The following is a 24,711-nucleotide window of genomic DNA, read 5'->3' as shown; positions in this document are numbered from 1 at the left end:
TTTTTCGCTAACTCAATGATAACCTCGGGGGCACCTGCCGGAGACGCGGGAGATAAAAAGAGACATTCTTACGGACATTTCGTCTGTCTCGCACTCTTAATCTTCATACTGTCCGCGCTTATCGCGCCGGCATCCGCCGTTCTCGAGATAATCCCCGCGGAATCGTATGCGGATACGCAATCCCACCTTACCGCCGCCGATGTCGAGTATTATCTCTCCAATGCAAATACCTCGATAACGCTCTTCTACAGCAGTACCTGCGGCGCCTGCCATAAGGCAATGCCCTACATCGACGAAGCGCGGGCGAAGTATCCGAATGTCAGATTCTACAGTTTCGACAATATGGGCTCGCCTTCGAATCTCTCGCTCATGAACCGTTTCGCGGAGAGATACGGCGTCAGTTATCCATCGTATCCCGTTATCTTCGCCGGCGACACCGTTGTCCTTCAGGGCTTTAACAGGATAAGCAGCAATATAGATTCGGTTGCAAAAGCCGTCGACGCGGGTCTTATCCCGGATGCCGGGTATGAAAAGCGCCTGTTCTCATCCGCGAACGGCTCCGGCACAATCGGAATGCAGGATCTCACGTTTCCGGCGGTTATACTTGCGGGTCTCCTCGACGGCATCAACCCATGTGCCTTTGCCGTGCTCATTTTCCTGCTCATAGCGCTTACCGCCGCCGAATCCAAACGCCGTGCCCTTCAGATAGGTCTGACCTATACTCTCGGAGTATTCCTCATCTACATCACCGCAGGCATAGGCATAATAAAAATCGTTTCTCTTACGGGGCTGTCATTCTATTTCACGGTCATCGCCGGCATTCTGGTGATCGCCGCGGGTATAATCGAGATCGCCGACGGCGTCCTTAAAAATTCGCCCGTATCTCTTTCCATACCCGAGTCCAGAAAAGAATTCTTTGCCGGATACATACGCAGGGCGACCGTTCCCGCGGCATTCGTATTGGGGGTACTTGTCGGCATCTTTGAGCTACCCTGCACCGGCGGAATCTACCTCGCGGTCTTAAGTCTGCTCTCTTCACAGTTGACATTCAACGAGGGGCTTATCTACCTCGTAATCTATAATCTGGCATTTATACTGCCGCTGATTCTCATAGTGCTCGCTGTCACGCTCGGAATCTCGCCCGAGATGATAAACCGCTTCCGCGAAGAGCATAAGAGGAGGCTGCGCATTGCAATCGGCATTCTGCTTATTGCCATGGGAATATTCGTGATTGTTCTCAGCTACATCTGAACCGTGTCTGAACTTTATCTGAACCGTATCGGAAACTCTTCGCAGGCGGGCGCGGGGTGCGGTCTTAAAGGTCTTTATCTGTCCTAATCTTATCCTTTTTTGCGAGGGCATGGCGCTCTATCAGATAAAATGAGAGAACCGCGGCGGGTATAGTGAACGCAAACGATAGTATGATAAACTGCCAGATCTCTATTGACGGCATAAAATGCACTATGGTCTGTTGTAACGGATATCCGTAGATGAACATACCGAATGAAAAATCCCCGTATTTGCCGAAGTTGTGAAGCCTCTCAAGCGGAAGGTTTGCAAACCAGATTACGGTATAGGGTATGGCAATAAATGCGAATACGTAGAAGACCTGCGTATGGAAGAACATAAATGCTAACAGCCACATTGCAGCAACAGCATACCATTTGTACACGATTCTCTCTCTGTTAATCCAGAGGAAAGCACCGACGAAGAAGTATATCATGAAACGAATCTTGTCAAACGGCTGCAACATGTAGCAGACCGCCCATAAAAGGACAGTGACCGCGATAGCGGGCACCATCGAATTTTTGTATCTGAGCAGACCCGCGATACCCATTACCGCGACAACGACATAGAGGAAGAACTCCAGAGGAATCGCCCAGAGCGGCGCATCCACATAGGTTACGGGATTGGTTGTAAAAAGACCCAGTGCCGAACCATCGGTGTAAAACGGTAGTGTCGTCCATGTTGCCGGCGAAAAGAGCGCCGCGAAATACTCTGTAAGAGTGAGATCGGTTGCAATGGGACCTATGATAAAGAGAATTGCAAGTATGGATACAATAAGCCCCGGAGCAATTCTTAGCAGGCGCTTCCTAAAGAAAACTTTGTAATCGGGCAGTCTCTCCCAGCTTGCAGGAATAAGATGTCCGCTGATAACCAGGAGGACGGCAAGTCCGAACTGACCTATCAGGATATGCCAGTCGAATTCATAGATATTGGCATAACCGAGAGAAAGTGCAAAAGAGTGTGAAAAGATAATTAATGCCGCACCTAAGAAACGTAAAAAATCAAAGTTATTCCTGTACTGTGCAGTCATCCGTATCCGTTGTTTTCGTAAAGCATCAAAGCGTTCTTCTGACCTCATCGGCGGCGGCGCACATATTGGAGAGCTTTCCGAACGCCGTCTCCCTCGTGTGCATCCTAAGACCGCAGTCGGGATCGATGAGGAGTTTCTCGGCGCCGAACAACTCCACACCCTTCTCTATTCGTGACTTTATCACTTCAACGCTGTCGATTGAGGTGTCCGTCGAGTCAACGGCGCCGAATCCTATCCTTTTATCTCCGAACTCCTTTCGACCAACGCATTCGAGATTCTTTTCGTTGCATGAGAACTCGAGGTCGATAATGTCTACGGGCATCTTCAGCAGGCTGTCGATAACGCCGTCTATGTCTCCGCAGACGTGGATGCAGGTCGTCACCTTGAGATTCTTTGTTATCTCGCGGACCGCCGCCTGCGCGGTGCTCATATCGGCGATACCCGTAGAGAGAATCGGTTCGTCTATCTGAAAGATTGATATGCCCGTATCCTGAAGACGAAGGGCTTCCGCGGCAAGGACCTTCGCAAGGTCCGTTATGACCTCGTCGCGGTTTCTGTAAAGCGGCGTATCAATCTTCAACGCATGCGCTATCGTAGACGGACCCGCAAGCATGGCTTTTACCTGCGAATGACGCGAGAGAGCATACTTCGTGTCGTCAACCGTCATCGCCGACTGCGTGGGCTTCAGAGTCCCTATGACACTCTGGTCGCGGATACCCGGAATCTGCGATGTAAGCGAGGTTATCATGTCGCCTCTTACCTGACCCGTGGATATGATGTCGACGCCGGCTTTGACCTGGTCGCCGACCGCGGTCTCAAGCGAGGACGCATAGGGATTAAAAAGGGATTTAAGTCCTTTCGATCTGACCGCCGGATAACTTCCGACAACGGTTGTGGGTAGTATCTTGTTCGCCGTCATGATGGATGATTGGGTAAAAAGATTAAATAAATGGTGATTACGGTGTTACTCTGTGTCTGTCGCGCGGGAAGAGAACGCCTTCCCTGATGTTCGGAAGGTCGAGCATGGTTGTAATAAGTCTGTCCATACCAACACCCCATCCGGCATGCGGAGGCATACCATACTTGAACGGCTTTAAGTAGAACTCGAAGTTGTCGGGATTGAGACCCTTGAGTTTTATCTGCTCGACAAGCAGGTCATACTGGTGAACACGCTGAGCGCCGCTGGAGAGTTCCATCTTCGGGTGCATCATATCGAATGCCTTCGAGATATCGGGTCTGTCCTCGTACGGCATGGCATAGAACGGTTTGATTGAGCGCGGCCAGTCCGTGATGAAGTAGTGCTCGCCCATCTCGGAACCGATTGCGCGCTCGGCATTGCTCGAGAGGTCGTCGCCGTATTTGATGTCCTCGTCGATCTTTCCTGCCGCGATATCGATTGCATCGGCATAGGGCAGTTTCGGGAAGGTCTTTGAGGGCATCTGGAGTTTTGTGCCGAGTATGTCCAGCTGCGGCTGACAGTTCTCAGCGACTGCCTCATATGCGACATTGATGACCTTCTCGAGGAGTGCCATGACGTCGTTGTGGTCGGCAAAAGAGACCTCGACATCGATTGATGTGGCTTCGTTCAGGTGCTTTGTCGTGTTGTGCTCTTCCGCTCTGAAGATGGGGCCTATCTCGAATACCTTCTCGAAACCTGCGCCCATCATCATCTGTTTGTAGAGCTGAGGGCTCTGGTTTAAGAATGCTTCCTTCTCGAAGTATGCAATCGGGAAAAGCTCGGTTCCGCCTTCGGTAGCGGCGGCTACTATCTTTGATGTGGTAATATTGATGAATCCATTTTTGTAGAAGTAATCCGAGATTGCGTGAGTGACTTCACTCCTAATCCGGAAGATTGCGGCTACTTTTGGTCTTCTTGCGTCAAGGTAGCGGTTATCCAGTCTTGTATCTATCTCGGCGGGGACCTTTTCGGAGACGTCGAGCGGGAGCGGAGTCTCCGCTTTGCTGATTATCTCGAATTTCTCAGGGATGATCTCGCGTCCGCCGGGTGCTTTGTCGGATTCTTTTACAACGCCCGATATTTTTACAACTGATTCTCTGGATGCCTCTTTAGCCGCGGCAAGAACGTCTTCGCCTGCCTTCTTTTTGACTATTGTTGCCTGAAGAAAACCCGTGCGGTCGCGCAGGATGTAAAATGAAAGACCGCCGAGGTCTCTTATCTCATGTATCCATCCTATGACTGTTGCAGTCCCGGTATCGGGTTTAACTTCGCTTATAGGTAGTCTCATATTAATGTCCTAATAATGTGTGTTTTTGACTGTTATTTTAGTTTGCATTGGTGTTTTCGGATGAACCCGGATAAACCCCTATGATCGATAAATTAAATTAACTTCAGGATGATTTTGAGTATTATGTATAGGGTTATTCTTGTATGTCTCGACGGGTCGCCGATTGCCGAGAAGGCGTTTCGTGTCGCGGTCGAAGAGGCAAAACTGCATAATGCCGTCCTGCACGCCGTATATGTCATTCAGGCAAAGAGCGCACCGATGACCGGAAATCCGACCGGCATGGTCAGCACCGATCCCAATGTACTTACGAATATCTACGCCGCCGACGGGGAGAAGACATTGAAGTGGGCAAAAGATCTCGCCAATGAGGAGAGTATCGATACGATATGCCATGCGGTATACGGAGATCCGCGAAGGGAAATTATCAATCTCTCAAAGGAGATTGATGCGGATCTTATAGTGCTCGGCACAAAAGGCAAGTCCAATCTTGAAAAGTTCTTAATCGGCAGTGTCAGCAGTGCGGTTGTAAGTCACAGCGACAGGACGACGCTGGTTGTGAAGTGACGGGGCAGAACTGACATAAAAAATTATTTTGAGATCTCTCTGCCGTAAACATCCTCATATCTCTCGATATCGTCTTCGCCGAGATACTCGCCAATCTGAACTTCGATTACTTCCAAAGGTATCTTACCCTTGTTTTCCAGACGATGAACAACACCTGCGGGTACGAAAGTACTCTGACCCTGTGTCAGTGTCTTGGATTCCGAACCTATTATTACGTCGGCACTGCCGCATACGACAATCCAGTGTTCGCTTCTGTGGTGATGTTTCTGAAGTGAGAGTATGCTTCCGCATTTTACACTGACACGCTTAATCTTAAAGAACTGATGTTCTTCAAGCACGGTGTATGATCCCCACGGGCGATTGACGGTCAGATGATATTTGACGACATCATCATTCTTTGCCTGATACCTCTTTACAATCTCTTTTACGGATTCGGACCTGTCCATGTTGCAGATCAGCAGAGCATCGCCGGAATCGATGACCGCCGTGTTATTGACTCCTATAATTGCGGTCTTACGGTTGTCAGCCAGAACCAGATTGTTCTTTGAATCCAGGAATTCGGCATTTCCGGCGTTGCCGCAGTCGTCATGCTCTTTCACGTCGTATATCGACTTGAAACTGCCGAGATCGCTCCATTTACAGTCCAGCGCCGCAACCGCTGCGCAGTCAGTCTTCTCCAGCAGTCCGTAATCGATAGAGAGTGATTCAAGTGCATTATAATCAATACCTGCATTTTTGTCGGATTTCATGAACTCACGATACATTTCCGGCTGATATTTTTTTACCTCGGACATCAGCAGTGATGATGCGAAGAGCACTATGCCGCTGTTCCAGAGGTAGCCTGCCCTGACGTATTTTTCGGCAGTGGCAGTATCCGGTTTTTCTTTGAATTCATCGACCTCGAATCCGAATTCCAGAGGCTTGCCTGCCTTGATGTATCCGTATCCGGTATTCGGACAGTCGGGCACTATGCCGAATGTAACTATGTGTTTGCCGGCGAGTTTTTCATCGGCTTCTTTAAAGATGCCGATTGCGGAATCGCTCAGGAGATGGTCGCTGGGGAAGGCAATTATGTGGCAGTCCCCCGATTCCGAGAGGACTTTTGTTCCCCAGATTATTGCCGGAAACGTATTCCTGCCGCAGGGTTCACAGAGTATTCTGTCTTCACGGATGCCGTATCCCAATTCTTCGATCTGGTTCTTTACCAGAAATTCATAGTTTTTGTTGGTGACTACAGCAATGTCATCGGGATTGCAGAGTTTCAGAGCGCGAATATATGTATCTTGAAAAAGCGAATGTGTCGAGTCTATTTTTAAAAATTGTTTCGGATATTGTTCGCGTGAGAGCGGCCAGAGTCTTGTGCCGCTTCCGCCTGCCATTATTATTGATTTCATATGATTACAGATATTAAGTAATCTCTATTGTAAATGTGTTTTCATTTAATTTTATGTAAATATCCAATCATTTCAAGTGATTATTCTCTTTCCACGTCACATGCCTGTTTACATAGAAATTCCATGCAAATGCGACAAAAATTCCAATAACGTTTGACAGAATGTACCACATCCCAGCAAATTCAGTCAGGGTATACAGAACACCCATATTTATCGCGACTCCCAATACCGAGATAACTTCGAAGGACACAAACCTCTTCCATTTCTCCGCAATTTGCGATTTTACCTTATCGTTGAAAGTCCAAGAGTCATTCAGAAGGAAATTTGTAATGATTGACGCTTCAATGGCAAAGAGTGAAGATACAAGGTAGTATAAACCTGCATATTCGGTAAGGATATACAATATGCCCGTATTTACAAAAATACCGGATAAGCCCACACAGCCGAATTTCAACAGCTTTTTCCATTCTCCCCATACACTCGTTTCATGGTGCGAGAGTGCATACAGACCGATATCAATGCACTGTTTGATATAATCAATTATGGTAGACAGTTTGAGTTTGCTCTCTCCGGCTTCCCTGTCCTTGAACGTAAAAGGAATCTCTTTAAATGACTGCCATCTGCCTTTTCCCAGAACTTCCATCAGGATCTTGTAACCGCGGGGTCTAAGCTCGGCGCCCTCGACAACGTCCTTTTTAATCGCAAAAAAGCCGCTTACCGGATCGGTAACCTCGGGAAAGAGAACTCTGCCGAAGAAAGTTGCACCCAATGAGATTAACCTTCTCTTAAGCGGCCAGTCCGTGATATCTCCGCCTTTGGTATACCTGCTTCCCATACAGACATCGGCTCCGCTCTCAATAGCAGACAGGAACTGAGGTATCAGTTCTACCGGATGCGAGAAATCCGCGTCAATAACCTGTATTATCTCGGAATTTGCTTTTTCAAATCCCTCGACAACCGACTGCGAAAGCCCGTGATCGCTCTCCCTTACAATCAGACTGACTTGCGGGTATGACTTTTGCATCGCTTTTACGGCATCGATGGTTCCGTCTTTTGATTTGTCGTCGATGACCAGTATCTCGCCATTAATGTCGCTTTTGGCAAAAACATCCAGTACTGCTTTTGTGATATTCTCAATGTTTTCTATCTCATTGAAGGTGGGGATAATGACCGTTATCCTGTATTTTTCGGCTATGTTTGAATCAGACATTTTTGCCCCTATGAACTTTCATCCTGCGATATTATGTTAAATATTTCTGTTAAATATTATTGATTTCAGTTGGTTAAGGCAAAATTATGCCGATCTGAAGACATATATTCCCATATTCTGTCCGATAAACTGTGCGTTCTTACTAATCCAATCCAGTGCATCGCCGGATGGGTTTGCAGCCGAGATATCCCATGTTATTATGTAATATGCTGCAGGATTACCTGTGCTGTTGAGGCGTTTTGCATTTATCTGCTCAAGTGTTGCGGCAGATGAAGCTCCTACCTCAATTGTGCCGTCGGTAGAATTGCTGTAATAGTAATTCAGCGGCTTTGTAATGTAATCAGGCATTACGACCACATAATCACCTTCGTTTGTAATCGATGACAGCTGTCCCGAGAATCCTCTCCAGTCATTTTTAGTATATGTCGTATAATATCCCATGAAATAAGGTATCGATATGACAAACAGAACAGCTATTGCAGCTGCGGCAACCTTTTTGTAATCGATATTTTGTGGAATAAAGCAGAATGCCGCCGCTATACTCACAAAGAAGAACGGAAGTATGTAGATCATATATCTCGGACTCATAGGTATCATTGATGAAAGGATATATGATACTATAAACGGCAAAATAAGTGATAATATCATGAGATATCCGTAATCGCGTTTATCTTTGTTCAATAACAGGAAGATACATCCGACTACTGCCAAAATTCCAAAGATTATTGCAAGGTATATTCCCTCCGTCATCTGCAGTATGGTTTGAGTAAAGACATCCAGCCCCGACAATCCCCATGTCGGCGCTGATGCCGTTCTTTTGAAGAACAGACCAATTGTAACATATATCAGCGGAAGTGAGACTATAATGAATGCTAGAAGACCTGCGGCAATTGTTTTAATCGATTTAATGTCCTTAATTATTGCTTCACGCTTGACAATCAGTGCATGAAGTATCAGGATGCCTACCGCGACAAAGACGTAGAAATGCGTCCAGAACGAGAGTGAAGCAAAGACACCGAATATTATCCAGTGCTTGAGCGAATCCGAACGAAGCGCAATCAGATAGAATAATACGGCAATCGAGAAGAAGAAGAGCATTGTCGTATATGCTCTTGCATCCTGTGAATAATATACGTGGAATGAGGAAAAAGCGAGGAGTGCCGCGGCAATAATTCCCCCCATTCTGCCGCAGACCTCTCTTCCGATAAAGTATAATATTGGGATTGTCAGTGCACCGAGTAACGCCGGAACAAATCTCAAGGTAAATTCGCTTTCGCCGAATGTCAGCATGAAGTGCTCAATATAGTAGAATAACGGCGGATTAAACTCTCCTCCTGCTGTAGCTCCCCAGATTCCTGAAATAGACAGTTTTGCGAATACTAGTGTACTTGCTTCGTCCAGCCATATCGAATTAAATCCCAGATTATAGAATCTTAAGGCAAATGCCGCAACGGTAAGCAGAATAAGCATCTGTGCATAGCGGTTGTTGCAAATTACATTCTTCAGATTTTCGGCGTTAAAATCACCAAACGAATTTATTCCGTATTTTTCATCGGCATTTGCATACGATGCCGAATCGCTCGTACTGCCGCTGCCGCCCTTTTTTCCTGATTTTTTCCCCATATTATCATAACTTATATGTCATGCTGAAATATAAATCCTGGTCCGCAATCTTGTCAGAATACTTATTGAAAAGCACCATATCCCTTCATAAACTTCATAACTCCGCAAAAATCTCAAAAATCAGAAAAAAACTATTATTCTATAAATAACCATTACTTATTAGATATGAATCGGGGACGTCTCATCTTTTATGCGCTTATAATTTCGATAATTGCAACTCTCTGCATGATACCTCCGGTATCCGCCGGAAGCGACGAACTTAAGATGTGGGGTTATTCAAACCCGTCGGGAAATCCCGCGCAGGGCGACGAGGTATATGCACTCTATACCGTGGAATACGATTTCGACTCCGATCAGGAATCCCTTATGTTCTATACGGATTTGTACAACCCTGTATGGAAATTCACGATAATCCTTGACGGCGTCGAGCACGTCAAACCCAAAATCAGCGGGCGCTACGAGACACTTTCTGGTTTTGAACTCTATTATCCCAGAACATATCAGACCTATGTAAGAGCGGAACTTACGGGCACGGTTCCGACCACGGCGGCAACCGGCGAATATAAACTGATTGAGGTAACGCATTTCGATGCCGCAGGAAATACGGACTCGACCGTAAAAGAGACGAGGATATTCATCAATCCCGCAGACATGGCGGGCATTCAGGGCAGCACCGAGGTACTGCTCTCCAATCTGCGTGCCGATATAGACAGATATGCATCGGTCGATGTTGACACCTCCGCCGCCGAAGAGAAATATACCCTTGCAAACAATGCGGTAGCGACCGCGAAGACCTCGACGGCATCGGTGCAGAACGCGCTTCTGGACTCGGCAAAAGGCTATATCGCGGAGGCAAACGAGATCCTGAAGAAAACCTATGCGGAGCATGCGATAAATGCGGCAAAGAAAAAGACCGCGTCGCTGGATTCAATCATAAATTACTTTGAAGTGACCAAAGATCTTGCTTCGGATAAGAGCGTCTGGGTCATAAAGTCCTACAATGACAATGCAAAGACCCTGCTTGTTCTTGCCGAAGAGAAGTATTCTTCGGGGGCAATGGATGCCGCGGCGGAATACGCCGCACTTTCGCAGAACAAGGCCGACGAAGGATATTCCTGTGCGAGAGCTCTGAACAGCGAGAAAGGTCTTAGCATGCCTGCAGACGGCAGTGTCTGGTCGGCAACAACGGTATTGCCGTCGGCAAATCCGACAAATCCCGTGTCGACCGGAAATACGGGTCAGAGCGGATCTTCTCAGAGCACATCGCCGCTTGATTTACTCGAATCGCTGAGCGGCATCGGATCGGGTTCAGGATCCGGCTCGTCTTCGGGCTCGTCATCATCCGCTTCACCGTCTTCGTCGGATAAATCCTCATCCCCGATATCTCAGATTGACAGGTTGACGGGCGGCAACGGCGGAACGCTCTCCGATATCAACGATATTCTTCATTCCGAGGTCAGTGTAGAGAGCACGATAAAGATATTCTCGGCGATATATTCCTTCCTTGTCAGCGTATTCGATTTTCTCATGAACGCGGCATCAGGTATATCATCGGCTGCCAAGATGTGACATAATTTCCCAGGCAAGCGATTCCGCTTTATAAGGTGAATCCGTATCCGTGTTTATCTTTGTAGAATTCGGGATACAATACTCGTCTTTTATGTCCTGGATGAGGATGTCGGCGAATCCCCTGTAGGTCTCTATAATTCTGTCAAGCGCAATGTATCTGCCGGGGATATAATCTGCGGGTAATCTCGGCAGAATCGCGATTGTAAAAGTTTTCTTAAGCAGTTTTCTCATGGGGCGGCAGGCAAGTACGGGAGATATGGTCGAGAGATGTCCGGGACCGATTATTACCGCTTTGCCAGAGTTTATTGCCGATGCCGTCTCTTTTGTAATCTGCGGATACTTTGTAAATTCCAGTTCAATCTCGGCTTTGTAGTCCGCGGTTTTCTCGGTCTTACAGATTGCCCTGAAATCCGCGATTGAGAACATTTCGCCGGCGAACTTGGCATATGCCGTTATGCGCGAATCCGTTGCCGGCAGGATATTCGCGGTGATTCCGAAACTTTTCGAGAGAATCCGCGTCGACTGCGTCAGCGTCAGTTTACTTTTAAGGTGCATTGCGTGCGCAATGCATACTGCCCTCTGTTTGTCACCGACGGGATACACGGGCTCGCCGAAAGGCAGTATTATATCGGGAATGCGATTGCCGCCGTCGGAAACCCCGTTATTGTGAGCATCGGAAACCGGATACTTAACTATACCTGTATTTGCATCGGGGCTTGGATTATTTGATCCTGACGTGTCCGGCGTGTTCGTGTCAGTCTCCGTCTCCGTCCTCGTTTCCGTGTCCGGCGCATCGGCGCATATCTTCTCAAGGAAATTGTGCGTGGAGTAGGTATCGCCTTTGATGCTGGTCCAGTTCTGCGTATTCAGCTGACCGGAGAAGAGATAGATAATGTCGTCAAGGTTGGGGCATACGAGGCAGCCCTGTGTCCAAATGGCATCCGAAGTGTCGGCAATTACCGTTATATCGCTGTCGTAAAGGAGATTTCTGAGTGCTTTTATGAGTTTCAGAGAATCTTCGCCGCCGGAGATAACAGTAATCATTGAACTCACTTTTCGCTCAGATACGATAAATCGATTTTGATTGGTGTTTATTATCGGTATTTATTCCGATATTTATTCGGGTATTGGTTTTGGTATTGATTTTAGTATTATTTTTGTGTTTATTTATCGGCGTTCAGTATTTGCCTTTAATCTGCTTCATGATTGTCCGCGCAAGTTTGACGCTTATCTCTTCGTTTATCATCAGCGTGTCGCATCTGAGAGCGTTCTCAACGATCTCCGTGTCGCGTTCGTCCTGCACAAAGATGTCGGTGAAATCTTTGTATAACCCGTATGTGCCCTTTGATGTCGGCGGCATCCCCCACGCCTCCATGAGTGCTTTTGCCGGTCCGCTTATCGGCGCATCCCCGATAAACGGGCTGACGGCGACCACATACTTTTTCTTCAGAGCCTCTTTTATGCCTTCGCACTCCAATATCGGCGAGATGCTGGTTACCGGGTTTGACGGTCCGAGGATTACGATATCGGCGGATTTAATCGCATTGAGTGCTTTTTCGGTTGCTCTCGGCGATGCATCGTCAGGAATTATTGACGGCTTTTTGTCTGATTCTTTCACATCCTCCGAATCTGTTTCAAGAATACCTTCTCTGAAGGTTCTGACGACCTTCTCAATCGGCACCGTGCCGCGGTATCTGACCCAGTATTCCTGGAAATGAATCAGACCGTTCTCTGTGAGTATATTTGTTGTCACGGTTGAATCAGTCATCGGCATTATATCCGCCTTTACATTCAACCTTGCGCAGAGTTCTTCGGTTGCCTTCGTAAGCGTGATGCCGGATTTGAGCAGGCGTGCACGTATGATGTTAACTGCCCTGTCTTTGTCCCCCAGCGTAAGAAAGAGGTCTTCTTCGAGTTCTTTCATTCTGTCATGGGTTATTGTCGTATCCCCTCTGATGCCCCACCAGGTATCCGTGTTCAGAATGCCTGCGAAAAGATACATGAGAGTGTCGATATCCGGCGAGAGGTGACTGCCGTAGATCCACATATCCTCAGCCGTATTGACGATTACCGAGATGTTTTCATCGGGGATAACCTTACGAAATCCGCGGATGAGTTTCGGGGTGCCAGTACCGCCCGAGAGAAAAGTTATCCGCGGTGATCTTTCATTGTCTTCGGCGCAACTGTCCGTCTTCATTTAAATTTAGTTTACCGTTATTACAGATATATTATGTTATATAATGTAATACAATGCTATACAATGAAATACTCCTGTTATATTCTGTTATACAATGGTATACTCGGTCATATTTGTAATTTAGGTTGCATCCGTGATTTGTAACGGGCAAAACAGACATATCTTTATAAGCAACAATCTCCGATTCAATATTATAAGAGCAGATCGATGCAAGAGCAGATCAGCGCAGGTAATTTGATGAAGACTATACAGGACCCCGTGCACGGATATGTTGAGGTTGACAAAAAAATAATCCCGGTACTCGACTCTCCAGAAGTTCAGAGGCTGCGTTACGTAAAGCAGCTCGGATTCGCAAATCTCGTGTATCCCGGCGCCAACCACACGCGTTTCGAGCATTCCTTAGGTGCAATGCATCTTGCCGGACTTATGGCAAAGAGTCTCTCGCTTGAGCCGCAGGAGGTTCTTCTTGCCGAGGTCTCCGCACTTCTGCACGATATCGGTCACGGTCCATTCTCTCATGCCTCCGAGCAGCTCATGGAGGAATATCTTCATCACAGCCATCAGGAGATCGCCGAATACGTAAACAACGGCTATCTCAACGAAGCTCTCTGCGCTCTCGACATAAGCCCCGATGATGTCTGCGCAATGGTGGAAGGCAAGGAGGACAATAATCTCATTACGGGTATCATACACGGCGACCTCGATGTCGACAGAATGGACTATCTCCTGCGTGACGCTCATTATACGGGTGCGCCTTACGGAACCGTGGATGTTCACAGGCTCATACGAAACACCACTCTCGGCGAAAAAGGGCTTGTCCTGCGCGAGAACGGAATAAATGCCGCGGAATCCCTTCTTATTGCAAGAACGATCATGCGCCCGTCGGTATATTTCCATCACGTCAGCCGAATCGCGGAGACCATGGTAACTTATGCCGCACTCGAACATATCGAGGCGACAGAAGGAAAGGATATAGGAGAACTTATGCGGATGAATGATGCGGAGTTCTCGATAGCGCTCTCAAACTCCCCCTCCGAAGAAGCACGCAAGCTTATCGGCATGATTTACAGACGGCAGCTTTACAAACGTGCCGTCTATATCGGCATGGATCAGGTGAAGTATTCTACGGCTCAGAAATTTGTGGAACTGAAGGATAAAAAGAGCATTGCCGAGAAGGTCTGTAAAGAAGCCGGTCTTGACCGCACCGAAGTTCTTGTGGACATCCCGCCTTTTCCGTCGCCGATGAAGATTGACGTGCTTGTCAGGAATCATAACGAACTTGTCTCGCTCGAGGAACTCTCGCCCCTTATAAGGACGCTCAACATGACACGCAAGAGCGAATGGAGAATGGGTATCTATACCTCAGGCGAGAACAGAAAGACAGTCGAGCAGTGCGCATACGATCTCTTAAACATAGAGCGCCCGACGAAACAGGATAAACTGGTATTCTGACTGATACCTGAAATATTCTGACTGATATTCCGAAAACCGGTATTCTTAAATTGATTCCGTGAAATCCGCATTAATGTCAGAATAATTTCACATTTTTGTCGCAATATTGTCGCAATATATATGCATTCACGAAATCAAATATCTTTAATACACAATTGACAGGGGCAGGCATATTAGGGTATATTATCCCGTAAATATGTTCCCGATCTGTCGTGTAAATTTGTCCTGCAAATAAGGGTGGATAAATGGAAAAATATGTGATTGGCATTACCGGCGCAAGCGGTATGATATATGCGCGAAGACTTCTGGAGATCCTCTCCGATCTTGCCGAAGTCCACGTCATTATATCCGACGTCGGCAAAGACATTGCGGCTCACGAAAGGGTTGAACTGGAAGGTTTCGATGCAATATATCTCGAAGAAGACGACCTCTTTGCCGATGTTGCAAGCGGTTCTTTCCTTTATGACGGCATGATTGTAATCCCGTGCAGCATGAAGACACTTGCGGCAATAAACGCCGGTTTTTCAAACAACCTTATCACGCGAACCGCGGACGTATGCCTCAAAGAGCGTCGTAAATGCATACTTATGCCGCGCGAGATGCCCTATTCCACCGTTCATTTAAGAAATATGCTCTCCCTAAGCGAGGCGGGTGCGACAATAATGCCGCTCTGCCCCGCATTTTACACAAATCCACGATGTATCGATGATCTTGTGGATATGGTCATTGCCAGAGTCCTGGATCATCTGGGTATAGAACATACGGTCGGAGAGCGCTGGAGCGGATACTGATGAGAAATTTCATAAAAAAGATGAGAGATGCAGGTCTCGTAGAGGATATCGAAAGACCCGTATCGACCGAGTTTGAAGCCGCAAAAATTTCCGCGGGCACAAACAAGCTTGTATATCTGCACAATCTGGACGGGCACGAGGCTGTGATGAATCTTTTATCCAGCAGGAAGGCTCTCTCGGTTGCGCTAGGATATGACGAGAAGGATATCGTAAAGAACCTTGCAAAATGCGACTATAACGGCAAAGTTACGGTGAAAGGCAGTCTCGGCGATATTGTAAAACCCGCTGATGCCGATCTGAACTCGCTGCCTGTTTTAAAGCATTTCCCGAAGGATGCGGGCAGGTATCTTACGTCGGGCGTTGTCTTCTCGGAGTACGGCGGCGTTGTAAATGCCTCGGTTCACAGGATGCTTGTTCTGGACAAAAACCACCTTGCCGCAAGGCTCGTCGAAGGTCGCCATACGCATACTCTCCTTAAAGCCGCGCTTGCCGACGGGAAGAAACTGCCGATAGCAATCACAATCGGAACCGATCCCCTTGTTACGTTTGCGTCATGCACGCGCGTTCCCGAAGGAAAAGAGATGCCATATGCCGCGGAACTCCTCGGCGGAGAGATTGAACTTTACACCTGCGAAAACGGCGTGAAGGTGCCGGAGGCTGAGATTGTCCTCGAAGGTTTTGTAACCGCGGAGAAGGCCGAAGAAGGTCCTTTTGTCGATATTACGGGAACATACGACCCCATAAGACCGGCGCCGGTTATAGAGCTCACAAAGATGTATGTGAAGAAGAATGCCGTCTATCACGGCATTCTCCCGGGCGGCAGCGAGCACAAACTTCTCATGGGTATGCCATATGAGCCGAAGATCTACAAGTCGGTTGCGGGTGTGACAACCGTGAGGAATGTCTCGCTTACCACCGGCGGCTGCGGTTATCTCCACTGCGTTGTTCAGATACGCAAGAATACGCAGGGCGATGCCAAGAACGCGATTATGGCGGCATTTGCGGCGCACACATCCCTAAAGCATGTCGTTATCGTCGACGAAGACATCGACATCTTCGATATGGAGGATGTCGAGTATGCGATTGCCACCCGCGTCCGCGGAGATATCGATCTTATGGTTATTTCGGGCGTTCGCGGTTCGTCGCTTGACCCGTGCAGAATCGGCGACGGCATGAACGTAAAGATAGGTGTGGATGCCACCATGGTCATGGGCAGAGAAGCGGAGTTTGTCAGAGCCGGCTGGGATGACTGAAAACCGCGTGACTGAGGATAATTGTTAAAATTGCGATAGAAAATTGCGGATATATCGGATAAATGAGGAAAAAGGAGTAAAAGATGAATCTTGACAAAGAAGATGAGATGATTCTTGCCGGCGAATACGGTGAGACACGTCAGAAAATGATGGAAATTCTTGTGGCGCTCGGCAAGGTATTCGGTGCCGAGAGTCTTGTGCCGATTACCTCGGCGCAGATAAGCGGAGCGTCATACAAGACAATCGGCAAATGGGGTCTGGAATGGCTGAGCAATCTTGACGCAAAGGTTGCCGTGCCCTCGGTCTTGAATCCCATCGGAATGCCGCGTGAGAACTGGCAGGATATCGGTATTCCGAAGGATTTCGCCGACAGTCAGAACGAGGTTATCGCGGCATACAAGCGCCTTGGAATCAGGCTTGAATGCACATGCACTCCGTATTATCTGAATATCACAAACTACGGAGATCATCTGGCATGGTCGGAGTCATCCGCGGTCTCATACGCGAATTCGGTGCTCGGCGCAAGGACAAACCGCGAAGGCGGTCCTTCGGCGCTTGCTGCGGCAATGATAGGAAAGACCCCGAATTACGGTCTTCACCTATTTGAGAACAGAATGCCGCAGGTCGCCGTTGAGGTCGAGGCAGGCGCAAAGTATGCGAATCATTTCGGCGCCGTCGGATATCTTGCGGGTAAGCTTGTCGGCAACAGGATTCCGCTCTTCACGAATATCCGCCCGTCACGCGATCAGTTAAAGGCGATGGGCGCGGCAATGGCGGCATCCGGCGCGGTTGCGCTCTATCATGTCAAAGGCATAACCCCCGAGACAAGACTGCCGACTTTCAAGGCGGTTCCGTCCGAGACCATTACAATCGAGAAGTCCGATATCGACGAACTCTTCAAAGAGGTCGATGTCGATGCCGTTGCGGTCGGCTGTCCGCACTGCTCGCCCGACGAGCTGGCAAAGCTTGCCGAACTTCTGGACGGAAAGAAGGTAACCAAGACATTCTATGTCTTCGCGGCAAAGGGCGTTAAGTCCGCAAATCCCGAGTATGTCGCCAAAATCGAGAAGAGCGGCGCAAAGGTCGTCGAGGATACCTGCATCGTGGTCTCGCCGGCAATGGATAAGTTCGATACCGTGATGGTCAATTCCGGAAAGGCATTTGCATATGTTCCCAATATGTGCGGCTGCAATGTCAGAATCGGCACTACCGAAGAATGTGTCGATGCGGCGACAAAATAATTATCATGGATCAGTTACGACCATCAATTAATAGACATATCTGGTGATTTTATGGAAAATTCGGAAACCGGCAATAATAACGAGAAGGCGGATAAGGCAGATAAGGCACTTCTGGTTCTGGGATGTCCGCAGGTGCCGATACAGACAACAGCCGTCCTTTACATCGCGGGACGCTTAAAGAAAGCAGGTATCGGGACGGTAATCGCGGGGACACCGGCGGCACGTCTGCTGATAAAATACGGCGATATCGACGGTCACTATATCGACGAGATAAAAGATCTCGACACGGTTATCGATCAGGTTGCCGAGAAGAAAGAATCGTATCCGACGTGTTTTGTCTTCATACACAATGATGCGGGCGTTTCCTATGCCGCGACCATGCATTCGCTGCTCGACGGAGTCGTTTATCCCGTGATATTCGGAAGCGATGCCGAGAAGATGAGCGATATGATTGATTTCGAATGCGAGAAGATAACGGCTGTCGCGGCGCATAATCCGAAACCGCTCATAAGTGCAATTAACAGGGTGTTAAAATGGGATGCTTAGATAAACTGCCGTATGAGATTATTCTGCGCCAGACAAGTTTTGCGGAGTGCAGAGAGTATCTTAAGAAGAATTTTAAGGAGCTATACACGGTTGCGCCCGGATATAAGATATTTGACGTTCACATCATCGGCGTTCCGCCGATCTCGCTTGCCATCGAAGGAAATACCATAATTTTCCCGTTCACAAAACCGTGCCACGGTACGTTTCTGGTAAGTGTCGAGGACGAAGAAGAGGCAACCCGCATCAGAAAAGAGAACTTCAAGAAGTAATCTTCTTTTTTTGCCGCTGCGTTGCCGTTGGATTACTGTAGCATTTACGTAGTATTTCCGGAGTATGTCTGTAGTATTTCCGGAATTTCCGCAGTGTTTCCGTAGTTTAGTTGTGCTCTAAAACAGTCCGATTGTTGTCTTATGAATCTGTTTGGAATTTTTGCAATCGCCGTTGGTCTCTCTATGGATGCTTTCGCGGTCTCGGTGTCTGCGGGCACTCTGACGCTTAAAGATAAGCTGAAGACCGCCGCCGTTCTGGCATCGGCGTTCGGCTTTTTTCAGGCGATTATGCCGCTTATCGGCTGGTATGCGGGAACGTTTTTCGCAATGCTGATTCTCGGATACGCTCATTTTGCGGCGTTTATTCTTCTGTTGCTCATCGGCGTCGGCATGATAAGAGAAGGTCTTAAAGACGACACCGACGGGATACCGCAGGATTTTACAAAGCCGTTCGTGATTCTTCTTCTCGCCGTTGCCACAAGCATCGATGCGCTTGCCGTCGGCATCTCCTTTGCGATTCTCGAAGAGCCGATTATGATACCGGCGATCATCATAGGCATCACGACCTTTGCCTTCTCGTTCGCGGGTCTTTACCTCGGCGATAAAATCGGTGAAAAGTCGCGGAACAAAGCCGAGATACTGGGCGGAGTCATACTGATTCTTGTCGGTCTCAAGATACTCCTCGAGAATATAACGGCGGGAATCTGATTTTTCAATTGTTGCAGTCCGTCAGAACTGCATGGAAACGGATGGAATTAGTCCAAGGTCAAATATAAGGTAGGGCACGGTAACGCCTGCGACAATAAAAATTATGCCGAAGATAAGGAAACCGAGTTCTTTTCCCTGAATCTTCTTCTTTTCAATCCTGAGGAAGGAATCCCTGCTGTATCCGCGGCAGAGCATACTGATATATGTCCTTTCGCCCTGCTCGTATGACCTGATGAAGAGCGTGCCGATTGCGTAGGCAAGCGTTCTGAGCCTGTATTTGTAGGGAAGATTCGTGTCGAATGCGTTGAAGAACTTTACTTCGAAGACATTTATGACTTTACCGTACATCTCGGCAAATACGAAGAGATACCTTATCATGAGTCCGATGATAAGAACAAACTCCGAGGGCATTCCGAGCCTTTTTGCGCCCGCAAGCATATCCTGCATTGTGGTTGTCGATGAGAGGAGGATTATGAACGATATGCAGACTATGAACTTTATGAGCAGAATCGAGGCAAACTCCACGGATTCCGCATATACGTGAATGCCGAGAGGCAGATCCAGTATTGACGTAAAGGTATCGTATCTGCTGTTCTCGAAGAAGATCTGAAATATTATGATGAATATGCCGAAGGGCAGGATAAGTATGAGGCGTTTGAGATATGCGAGAACCGAAAGACCCGAGAATGCCCAGAGAACGGAGAAGAACGCAAACAGAAGCATGCCCGGGACAATGACATCCTTCGAATAAGGGTATGCGACCATTGCTATGATTGCCGCAAATGCCAGAATAATCTTTGTTCGGGCATCAAGCCTGTGGACCCGGCTGTTACCCATCGCCTGGCGTTCTATGTTCTGCAGTTCTTCAATCATATTTCCGACCGGCTCTCCGATCCGATGTCAGAGTTTTCTAAACGCCTTTAAGAATGCGTTCTCGGCGCTTTCGTAGTCAAAAGCCATATCGATATCTATGCCGTTGTCACGAAGCGATTTTATGAGCCGCGGCAGTATCGGGACATCGAGCCTCAGTGATGCGAGCATCTCCTGCTGCACGAATATCTCGTCGACCGTTCCCTGCGCCACAATCCTGCCTTTGTCCATGACATAGATGTAGTCGGCAATCTCGGCGACAAGCTCGGTATGATGTGTCGAAAAAATGACGGTCATGCCGTATTCCTCGGGAAGACGGTTGACGAATGCGGTTAAGTCCGCGACGCCTTTCGGGTCAAGACCCGCTGTAGGTTCATCCAGAACAAGGACCTGCGGTTCCATTGCGAGAACGCCCGCGATTGCGACCCGTTTCTTCTCTCCGCCGCTTAAGTGGTGGGGCGGACGGTCTCTCAGATGCTCTATGTCAAGGAGTCTTGAGACCTCGCTTACGCGGTGTTCGACGGTATCCGCATCCAGCCCCAGATTTGTAGGTCCGAATGCGATATCCTGCCCGACCGTGGGTGAGAAGACCTGATCGTCGGAGTTCTGAAAGACAATGCCCACACTTTTTCTTATCTCTTTTAAATTGGATTTTGTGATGTGTTCTCCGTGAACAAGCACCTCTCCCGATGAAGGTTTCAGGATGCCGTTGAAGTGCTTGAACAGTGTGCTTTTACCTGCACCGTTAGCCCCTATCAGAGCAATACGCTGTTTTCTGCCGGCAATGAAGTTGACACCTTTCAGTGCTTCGATGGTCCCGTTGTAGCAGTGTGTGAGGTCGCGTGTTTCTATCAGGTGCATGAGTGTAAAAAAAGTTTTTAATGATTATATTTATGCCTTTATCTTTATAATGCGTGAAACGCCGAATATAAGGACAAAGACGATGACGATTCCGAGAACCAGCGCTATTATGTCACCCATCTTTCCCAGATCTTCCCATGAATAGTCGGGGAAGGGTGAGCTGTACTCGAATGTTCCGAGACCGACGGCTTCAGGGTCGGCGTCTTCGGGCGCATCGCTTGTGAGATCTTTCTCTCCCTGTACGTATAAGGAAGCACTCTCCAGTCCGTCGGGATCTCCCGATGCCAGGAATACTGCGGCAACGCCGATTATGAGCGCGATTACGAGACCTATTGCAATGAAGGTCGCGTCGTTCATCTTTGCGCCGTTAGTGTTCTTTGCGTCTGTCATTATGCATCACCCTTGTCAAGTTCAATCAGATCGGGTCTTGTGCTGTATATCAGATATATCGCACCTGCCGTAATCACACCTTCAATGATACCGATGGCTGCATGGTATGTACCCATTGCTATGATTCCGGGCACGAGCGGGAATGTGCCGGCAATGAACATCTCAATCGCACAGACTACTGCCGCTATGAAGCATCCGAGCCATGCCGCGATTGCTGCGGGGATGAATTTGTTCTTGATTGCCGACTTGATTCCGTGGTATGAGTAGTATCCCACAAATCCGCCGATTACACCCATGTTGATGATGTTTGCACCCATGGTTGTGATACCGCCGTCTCCGAAGACGACTCCCTGGATTATGAGAACTATCGTAAGGATGAATACTGCCGCAAACGGCGAACCGAGGACTATTGCGGCAAGTGCGCCTCCCACAAGATGTCCGGATGTTCCCATGCCGACAGGAAGATTAAATGCCTGAATGGCGAATATGCCTGCGGCGAGAACCGCAATCAAAGGTATTTTCTCTTCACTTAACTCGTTTCTTGCCCATCTCAGTGCCAGTGCGACAAAGATCAACGCAATAATCCAGTATATCGCTGCCTGGGGCAGCGGAATAAATGCATCAGGTATGTGCATGTATTGTCACCAAAGATAGTTTATGACTTTTTTTAATATAAGTATTACTGAATATTACTCTTTTTCATAATGTGTACACATTATTTGTAAAAAATAAAATTTGGTTGATTTTGTATTAACATTCTATAAAATTTTCAGTAAAATCTTAAGCTGCGCCCTTTTTCTTTTAAGTCGGGCAGAAAATTAATATAAGTCAGCCCAAAAAAACTATGGATACCCTTTTTTATATTCAATGCCAATAAATGATTGATGCCTGAGTTTGATTCTATTGAATTGAGTGGTTCTCAACCGTTTTCTCTTGACAAGACATTGTCATGCGGACAGGTGCCGAGATGCTTCAAAGAAGGTGACTGGTGGTATTGCACGGTTCGCGATTCCGTTTTCAAAATAAAACAGGACGACAATGTTTTGACCTTCGCCGGCGTCGATGCGGATATTATCCGTGATTATTTCTGCCTTGATTTCGACCTGAATAAAGTATACGATGTCATGACAAGGGATATATTCGGGCGTGAGGCGGTTGAGAAGAATTACGGACTCAGGCTTGTTAATCAGGATACATGGGAATGTCTCATCTTTCAGATGACGGTCAACAGGATAAGGACAAAGGGTGTTACCGACCGCATTACCAGAATTTCCGCGAAACTGGGGGAGAAGATCGACTTTGACGGCAGGGAATTCCATACGATTCCGCGTCCGCAGGATATTGTCGATGCGGGGTTGCCGGCTCTCAAGTCCTGCAATATAGGATATTTCGCCGATAATATCATGCTTGCTTCGGAGAGAATTCTGGAGAATCCTGGCTGGGAGGATGAGCTGTCGAAGCTTCCGTATGACGATGCGGTTAACCGGCTTAAGGAGTTCAAAGGTGTGAAGCACCGCGTTGCCGAGTGGATACTGCTCCTTTCGCAGAAACGTTATGAGGCTTTTCCGGTGGATGCGCATATCCGCGACATATTCCTGAAGATTTACCTTAAGGGCACATATTTCGGCGTCAGTGACGAGAAGATAGACAATCTCATCCGCGAGACTGCCGAGAAGAACTTTGAGAATTATCGCGGCTATGCACTCGAATATTTCTTTAATGCCCGCGATTTATTCAAAAATGAGTGAATAGATTATTTACTCAATCAAATTTTCAATAATTTAATTATTCAATTATTCAATCATTCAATTATTCAATCCTGCTTTTTATCTCGTTGCAGAACTTTTCGGCTTCTTCTTTTGTCTTTGCCTCGACAAAGAGTCTCATGAAGGGTTCGGTGCCCGAGGGACGGATGAGTGCCCACATTCCGTCGCGGTTTATTCTGATTCCGTCGGTCTTGTCGAGTCTGTCGCCGGCGAATGCCTCCTCGGTCTTCTTCAGGACTTCCGCCGCATTCTTCGTGTATATCTTCTCGCGGAGCATGTGACGCGGCGGGAGTTCCTTTCGGAGTTCGGAGAGTTTCTTGCCCTCGGATGATATGAGTGCAAGCATTGCCGCAGCCGACATTCCGCCGTCGCGGCAGTGCTGGTGGTTCGGATATATCAGACCGCCGTTGCCTTCGCCGCCGAAGACGACATTCTCTCCTTTTTCCTCAAGTTCAAGCATCTTTCTGGCTACATATATGCTGCCGACCTTTGTATAAACCATTTTACAGTTTATCTGTTTGGCAACCGCCTCCGCAATGAAGGATGTGCTCACCGGCGTTACGACAACGCCTTCTCTTTTATCCTTTCTGTTCTTTGCCAGATACATGAGCATAAGGGCGAATTCTTCGTTCTCCTCGACATATTCGCCTTTGTCGTCGACGAAGACTGCCCTGTCGGCATCGCCGTCGTGAGCGATACCGAATTCGGCGCCGGTGGAGACAACGAGTTCGGAGAGCGCTTTAAGTCCTTCCGCCGAGGGCTCGGGGAGTCTTCCCGGGAATCTTCCGTCGCAGTTTCCGTTGACGGTGTGGACTTTGCAGCCGAGTTTTGTGAGTATTACGGGAGTTGTCAGGCATGCCGGTCCGCTTCCCGGGTCTGCGGCTATGACGTATTCTTTGTCGGCCTTGGGAAACTGCGCCACAATGCCGTCGATGTACTCATTGATTCTTTCGTGAGCGGAGCTTTCCGTGCCGACGTTTTTCCAGTCGCGGACCGTGTAGGATTCGGAGAAGAGAACTTTTTCGAGTTCTATCGTCGAGGCATCGTCCATCTCGGTTCCGTCGGCATCGATGATTTTAATGCCGTTATACTCGGGAGGGTTGTGCGATGCCGTGATCATGGCGCCGCCGTCGTAATACTTCTTTATTATATATTGCAGTGCGGGGGTCGGAAGGACACCCAGATCGACAACGTCGCAGCCGGCGGCAAGAATACCTGCTTTTACCGCGTTGATGAGCGCAGGTCCAGATGTTCTCGTGTCCATGCCGACCGCCAACTTTCCTTTGCGTATTGTGCCCAGTGAGAGACCTATCTTCATTGCAAGTGTCGGGTTCATCGATTCCCCGATGACGCCGCGGACGCCGTTGGTTCCGAATAACTGTTTTTTTGGTTCTTCTGCTGACATAGCCGTAACCTGTTCTGCTTTGATATTCTTTCATTATTT

At 48.0% G+C, this 24,711-nt stretch carries 24 protein-coding genes; 11 read left to right on the top strand and 13 right to left on the bottom strand.

The window, feature by feature from the left end:
• Positions 1-15: 15 nt before the first annotated feature.
• Positions 16-1,251, top strand: coding sequence for an urease accessory protein UreH domain-containing protein (locus T502_RS07220; protein ID WP_042706511.1), 1,236 nt, complete (start codon positions 16-18; stop codon positions 1,249-1,251).
• 64 nt (positions 1,252-1,315) lie between these two features.
• On the opposite strand, the gene T502_RS07215 is transcribed toward T502_RS07220, so the two are convergent.
• The 3 genes from T502_RS07215 to aspS are packed head-to-tail and all read right to left on the bottom strand — an operon-like array spanning position 1,316 to position 4,563.
• Positions 1,316-2,317, bottom strand: coding sequence for an acyltransferase family protein (locus T502_RS07215; protein ID WP_042706510.1), 1,002 nt, complete (start codon positions 2,315-2,317; stop codon positions 1,316-1,318).
• 25 nt (positions 2,318-2,342) lie between these two features.
• On the bottom strand, positions 2,343-3,236 hold the full coding sequence (locus T502_RS07210) for a methionine synthase (RefSeq protein WP_042706508.1): 894 nt from the start codon (positions 3,234-3,236) through the stop codon (positions 2,343-2,345).
• 37 nt (positions 3,237-3,273) lie between these two features.
• Positions 3,274-4,563, bottom strand: a complete 1,290-nt coding sequence (gene aspS / locus T502_RS07205; RefSeq protein ID WP_042706507.1) for an aspartate--tRNA(Asn) ligase — start codon at positions 4,561-4,563, stop codon at positions 3,274-3,276.
• Between the two features lie 123 nt (positions 4,564-4,686).
• On the opposite strand from aspS, the gene T502_RS07200 reads away from it, so the two are divergent.
• Entirely contained in the window at positions 4,687-5,127 is a 441-nt protein-coding gene (locus T502_RS07200; protein ID WP_042706506.1) for a universal stress protein, read from the top strand.
• Positions 5,128-5,150: 23 nt separating this feature from the next.
• Here T502_RS07200 and T502_RS07195 read toward each other — a convergent pair whose 3' ends face one another.
• From T502_RS07195 to T502_RS07185, 3 genes are all read right to left on the bottom strand, one after another.
• Positions 5,151-6,521: a mannose-1-phosphate guanylyltransferase/mannose-6-phosphate isomerase gene (locus T502_RS07195; protein ID WP_042706505.1), complete on the bottom strand. Its 1,371-nt coding sequence runs from the start codon at positions 6,519-6,521 to the stop codon at positions 5,151-5,153.
• Between the two features lie 67 nt (positions 6,522-6,588).
• Positions 6,589-7,731 carry a glycosyltransferase gene (locus tag T502_RS07190; RefSeq protein ID WP_042706504.1) on the bottom strand — a complete coding sequence of 381 codons (1,143 nt, stop codon included), beginning with the start codon at positions 7,729-7,731 and terminating at the stop codon, positions 6,589-6,591.
• An 84-nt stretch (positions 7,732-7,815) separates the two neighbouring features.
• Positions 7,816-9,354, bottom strand: coding sequence for a glycosyltransferase family 39 protein (locus tag T502_RS07185; protein WP_042706503.1), 1,539 nt, complete (start codon positions 9,352-9,354; stop codon positions 7,816-7,818).
• A gap of 165 nt (positions 9,355-9,519) precedes the next feature.
• Between T502_RS07185 and T502_RS07180 the strand changes: the two genes are divergently transcribed.
• Positions 9,520-10,923, top strand: coding sequence for a hypothetical protein (locus T502_RS07180; RefSeq protein ID WP_042706502.1), 1,404 nt, complete (start codon positions 9,520-9,522; stop codon positions 10,921-10,923).
• Here the strand turns inward: T502_RS07180 and T502_RS07175 are convergent.
• Both T502_RS07175 and T502_RS07170 read right to left on the bottom strand, forming a co-directional pair.
• Positions 10,903-11,967, bottom strand: a complete 1,065-nt coding sequence (locus T502_RS07175; protein ID WP_042706501.1) for a 2-phospho-L-lactate transferase CofD family protein — start codon at positions 11,965-11,967, stop codon at positions 10,903-10,905. The two genes, T502_RS07180 and T502_RS07175, sit on opposite strands and share 21 nt — an antisense overlap.
• A gap of 133 nt (positions 11,968-12,100) precedes the next feature.
• On the bottom strand, positions 12,101-13,120 hold the full coding sequence (locus T502_RS07170; protein WP_052359240.1) for a 2-phospho-L-lactate transferase: 1,020 nt from the start codon (positions 13,118-13,120) through the stop codon (positions 12,101-12,103).
• Positions 13,121-13,357: 237 nt separating this feature from the next.
• Between T502_RS07170 and T502_RS07165 the strand changes: the two genes are divergently transcribed.
• The 7 genes from T502_RS07165 to T502_RS07135 all read left to right on the top strand — a co-directional run bounded on the left by T502_RS07165 (position 13,358) and on the right by T502_RS07135 (position 19,380).
• On the top strand, positions 13,358-14,572 hold the full coding sequence (locus T502_RS07165; RefSeq protein ID WP_042706500.1) for an HD domain-containing protein: 1,215 nt from the start codon (positions 13,358-13,360) through the stop codon (positions 14,570-14,572).
• A gap of 245 nt (positions 14,573-14,817) precedes the next feature.
• Entirely contained in the window at positions 14,818-15,363 is a 546-nt protein-coding gene (locus tag T502_RS07160) for a UbiX family flavin prenyltransferase (protein WP_042706498.1), read from the top strand.
• Positions 15,363-16,616: a UbiD family decarboxylase gene (locus tag T502_RS07155; RefSeq protein ID WP_042706497.1), complete on the top strand. Its 1,254-nt coding sequence runs from the start codon at positions 15,363-15,365 to the stop codon at positions 16,614-16,616. The genes T502_RS07160 and T502_RS07155 overlap by 1 nt, the downstream gene beginning before the upstream one ends.
• 83 nt (positions 16,617-16,699) lie before the next feature.
• Positions 16,700-17,857 (top strand): aconitase X, encoded by a 1,158-nt coding sequence (locus tag T502_RS07150; protein ID WP_042706495.1) that lies wholly within the window; start codon positions 16,700-16,702, stop codon positions 17,855-17,857.
• A gap of 51 nt (positions 17,858-17,908) precedes the next feature.
• Positions 17,909-18,403, top strand: coding sequence for a DUF1890 domain-containing protein (locus T502_RS07145; RefSeq protein WP_052359239.1), 495 nt, complete (start codon positions 17,909-17,911; stop codon positions 18,401-18,403).
• The gene (locus T502_RS07140; protein ID WP_042706494.1) at positions 18,391-18,672 is read left to right on the top strand and encodes a DUF1894 domain-containing protein; all 282 of its coding nucleotides are present in this window, start codon (positions 18,391-18,393) and stop codon (positions 18,670-18,672) included. The genes T502_RS07145 and T502_RS07140 overlap by 13 nt, the downstream gene beginning before the upstream one ends.
• A 141-nt stretch (positions 18,673-18,813) precedes the next feature.
• Positions 18,814-19,380 (top strand): manganese efflux pump MntP, encoded by a 567-nt coding sequence (locus T502_RS07135; RefSeq protein ID WP_042706493.1) that lies wholly within the window; start codon positions 18,814-18,816, stop codon positions 19,378-19,380.
• Positions 19,381-19,401: 21 nt separating this feature from the next.
• Here T502_RS07135 and cbiQ read toward each other — a convergent pair whose 3' ends face one another.
• Genes cbiQ through cbiM form a run of 4 tightly spaced genes read right to left on the bottom strand, consistent with a single transcriptional unit; the run spans position 19,402 to position 22,136 of the window.
• Positions 19,402-20,253 (bottom strand): cobalt ECF transporter T component CbiQ, encoded by an 852-nt coding sequence (gene cbiQ / locus T502_RS07130; RefSeq protein ID WP_042706492.1) that lies wholly within the window; start codon positions 20,251-20,253, stop codon positions 19,402-19,404.
• Positions 20,254-20,280: 27 nt separating this feature from the next.
• Positions 20,281-21,111: an ATP-binding cassette domain-containing protein gene (locus T502_RS07125; protein WP_042706490.1), complete on the bottom strand. Its 831-nt coding sequence runs from the start codon at positions 21,109-21,111 to the stop codon at positions 20,281-20,283.
• A gap of 30 nt (positions 21,112-21,141) precedes the next feature.
• Complete coding sequence (locus T502_RS07120; RefSeq protein WP_245597781.1) at positions 21,142-21,501, bottom strand: PDGLE domain-containing protein; 360 nt, start codon at positions 21,499-21,501, stop codon at positions 21,142-21,144.
• Positions 21,501-22,136 (bottom strand): cobalt transporter CbiM, encoded by a 636-nt coding sequence (gene cbiM, locus T502_RS07115; RefSeq protein WP_042706489.1) that lies wholly within the window; start codon positions 22,134-22,136, stop codon positions 21,501-21,503. Before cbiM ends, T502_RS07120 begins: the two co-directional genes overlap by 1 nt.
• A 249-nt stretch (positions 22,137-22,385) precedes the next feature.
• Between cbiM and T502_RS07110 the strand changes: the two genes are divergently transcribed.
• Positions 22,386-23,249: a DNA-3-methyladenine glycosylase family protein gene (locus T502_RS07110; protein WP_084173127.1), complete on the top strand. Its 864-nt coding sequence runs from the start codon at positions 22,386-22,388 to the stop codon at positions 23,247-23,249.
• Between the two features lie 61 nt (positions 23,250-23,310).
• Here the strand turns inward: T502_RS07110 and glmM are convergent, their stop codons facing one another.
• Positions 23,311-24,672, bottom strand: a complete 1,362-nt coding sequence (gene glmM, locus T502_RS07105) for a phosphoglucosamine mutase (RefSeq protein WP_042706487.1) — start codon at positions 24,670-24,672, stop codon at positions 23,311-23,313.
• Positions 24,673-24,711: the final 39 nt, after the last annotated feature.

The sequence above is a fragment of the Methanomicrobium mobile BP genome, assembly GCF_000711215.1.
Classification (GTDB): Archaea; Halobacteriota; Methanomicrobia; order Methanomicrobiales; family Methanomicrobiaceae; genus Methanomicrobium; species Methanomicrobium mobile.
The sequence above is the reverse complement of the archived record's forward strand: the minus strand, read 5'-3'. Positions and strand labels throughout refer to the sequence as shown.

Coding starts and splice junctions, on each gene's coding strand:
- T502_RS07220 (WP_042706511.1), top strand. CDS start 16: ATGATAACCTCGGGGGCACCTGCCGGAGACGCGGGAGATAAAAAGAGA.
- T502_RS07215 (WP_042706510.1), bottom strand. CDS start 2,317: ATGACTGCACAGTACAGGAATAACTTTGATTTTTTACGTTTCTTAGGT.
- T502_RS07210 (WP_042706508.1), bottom strand. CDS start 3,236: ATGACGGCGAACAAGATACTACCCACAACCGTTGTCGGAAGTTATCCG.
- aspS (WP_042706507.1), bottom strand. CDS start 4,563: ATGAGACTACCTATAAGCGAAGTTAAACCCGATACCGGGACTGCAACA.
- T502_RS07200 (WP_042706506.1), top strand. CDS start 4,687: ATGTATAGGGTTATTCTTGTATGTCTCGACGGGTCGCCGATTGCCGAG.
- T502_RS07195 (WP_042706505.1), bottom strand. CDS start 6,521: ATGAAATCAATAATAATGGCAGGCGGAAGCGGCACAAGACTCTGGCCG.
- T502_RS07190 (WP_042706504.1), bottom strand. CDS start 7,731: ATGTCTGATTCAAACATAGCCGAAAAATACAGGATAACGGTCATTATC.
- T502_RS07185 (WP_042706503.1), bottom strand. CDS start 9,354: ATGGGGAAAAAATCAGGAAAAAAGGGCGGCAGCGGCAGTACGAGCGAT.
- T502_RS07180 (WP_042706502.1), top strand. CDS start 9,520: ATGAATCGGGGACGTCTCATCTTTTATGCGCTTATAATTTCGATAATT.
- T502_RS07175 (WP_042706501.1), bottom strand. CDS start 11,967: ATGATTACTGTTATCTCCGGCGGCGAAGATTCTCTGAAACTCATAAAA.
- T502_RS07170 (WP_052359240.1), bottom strand. CDS start 13,120: ATGAAGACGGACAGTTGCGCCGAAGACAATGAAAGATCACCGCGGATA.
- T502_RS07165 (WP_042706500.1), top strand. CDS start 13,358: ATGAAGACTATACAGGACCCCGTGCACGGATATGTTGAGGTTGACAAA.
- T502_RS07160 (WP_042706498.1), top strand. CDS start 14,818: ATGGAAAAATATGTGATTGGCATTACCGGCGCAAGCGGTATGATATAT.
- T502_RS07155 (WP_042706497.1), top strand. CDS start 15,363: ATGAGAAATTTCATAAAAAAGATGAGAGATGCAGGTCTCGTAGAGGAT.
- T502_RS07150 (WP_042706495.1), top strand. CDS start 16,700: ATGAATCTTGACAAAGAAGATGAGATGATTCTTGCCGGCGAATACGGT.
- T502_RS07145 (WP_052359239.1), top strand. CDS start 17,909: ATGGAAAATTCGGAAACCGGCAATAATAACGAGAAGGCGGATAAGGCA.
- T502_RS07140 (WP_042706494.1), top strand. CDS start 18,391: ATGGGATGCTTAGATAAACTGCCGTATGAGATTATTCTGCGCCAGACA.
- T502_RS07135 (WP_042706493.1), top strand. CDS start 18,814: ATGAATCTGTTTGGAATTTTTGCAATCGCCGTTGGTCTCTCTATGGAT.
- cbiQ (WP_042706492.1), bottom strand. CDS start 20,253: ATGATTGAAGAACTGCAGAACATAGAACGCCAGGCGATGGGTAACAGC.
- T502_RS07125 (WP_042706490.1), bottom strand. CDS start 21,111: ATGCACCTGATAGAAACACGCGACCTCACACACTGCTACAACGGGACC.
- T502_RS07120 (WP_245597781.1), bottom strand. CDS start 21,501: ATGACAGACGCAAAGAACACTAACGGCGCAAAGATGAACGACGCGACC.
- cbiM (WP_042706489.1), bottom strand. CDS start 22,136: ATGCACATACCTGATGCATTTATTCCGCTGCCCCAGGCAGCGATATAC.
- T502_RS07110 (WP_084173127.1), top strand. CDS start 22,386: ATGCCTGAGTTTGATTCTATTGAATTGAGTGGTTCTCAACCGTTTTCT.
- glmM (WP_042706487.1), bottom strand. CDS start 24,672: ATGTCAGCAGAAGAACCAAAAAAACAGTTATTCGGAACCAACGGCGTC.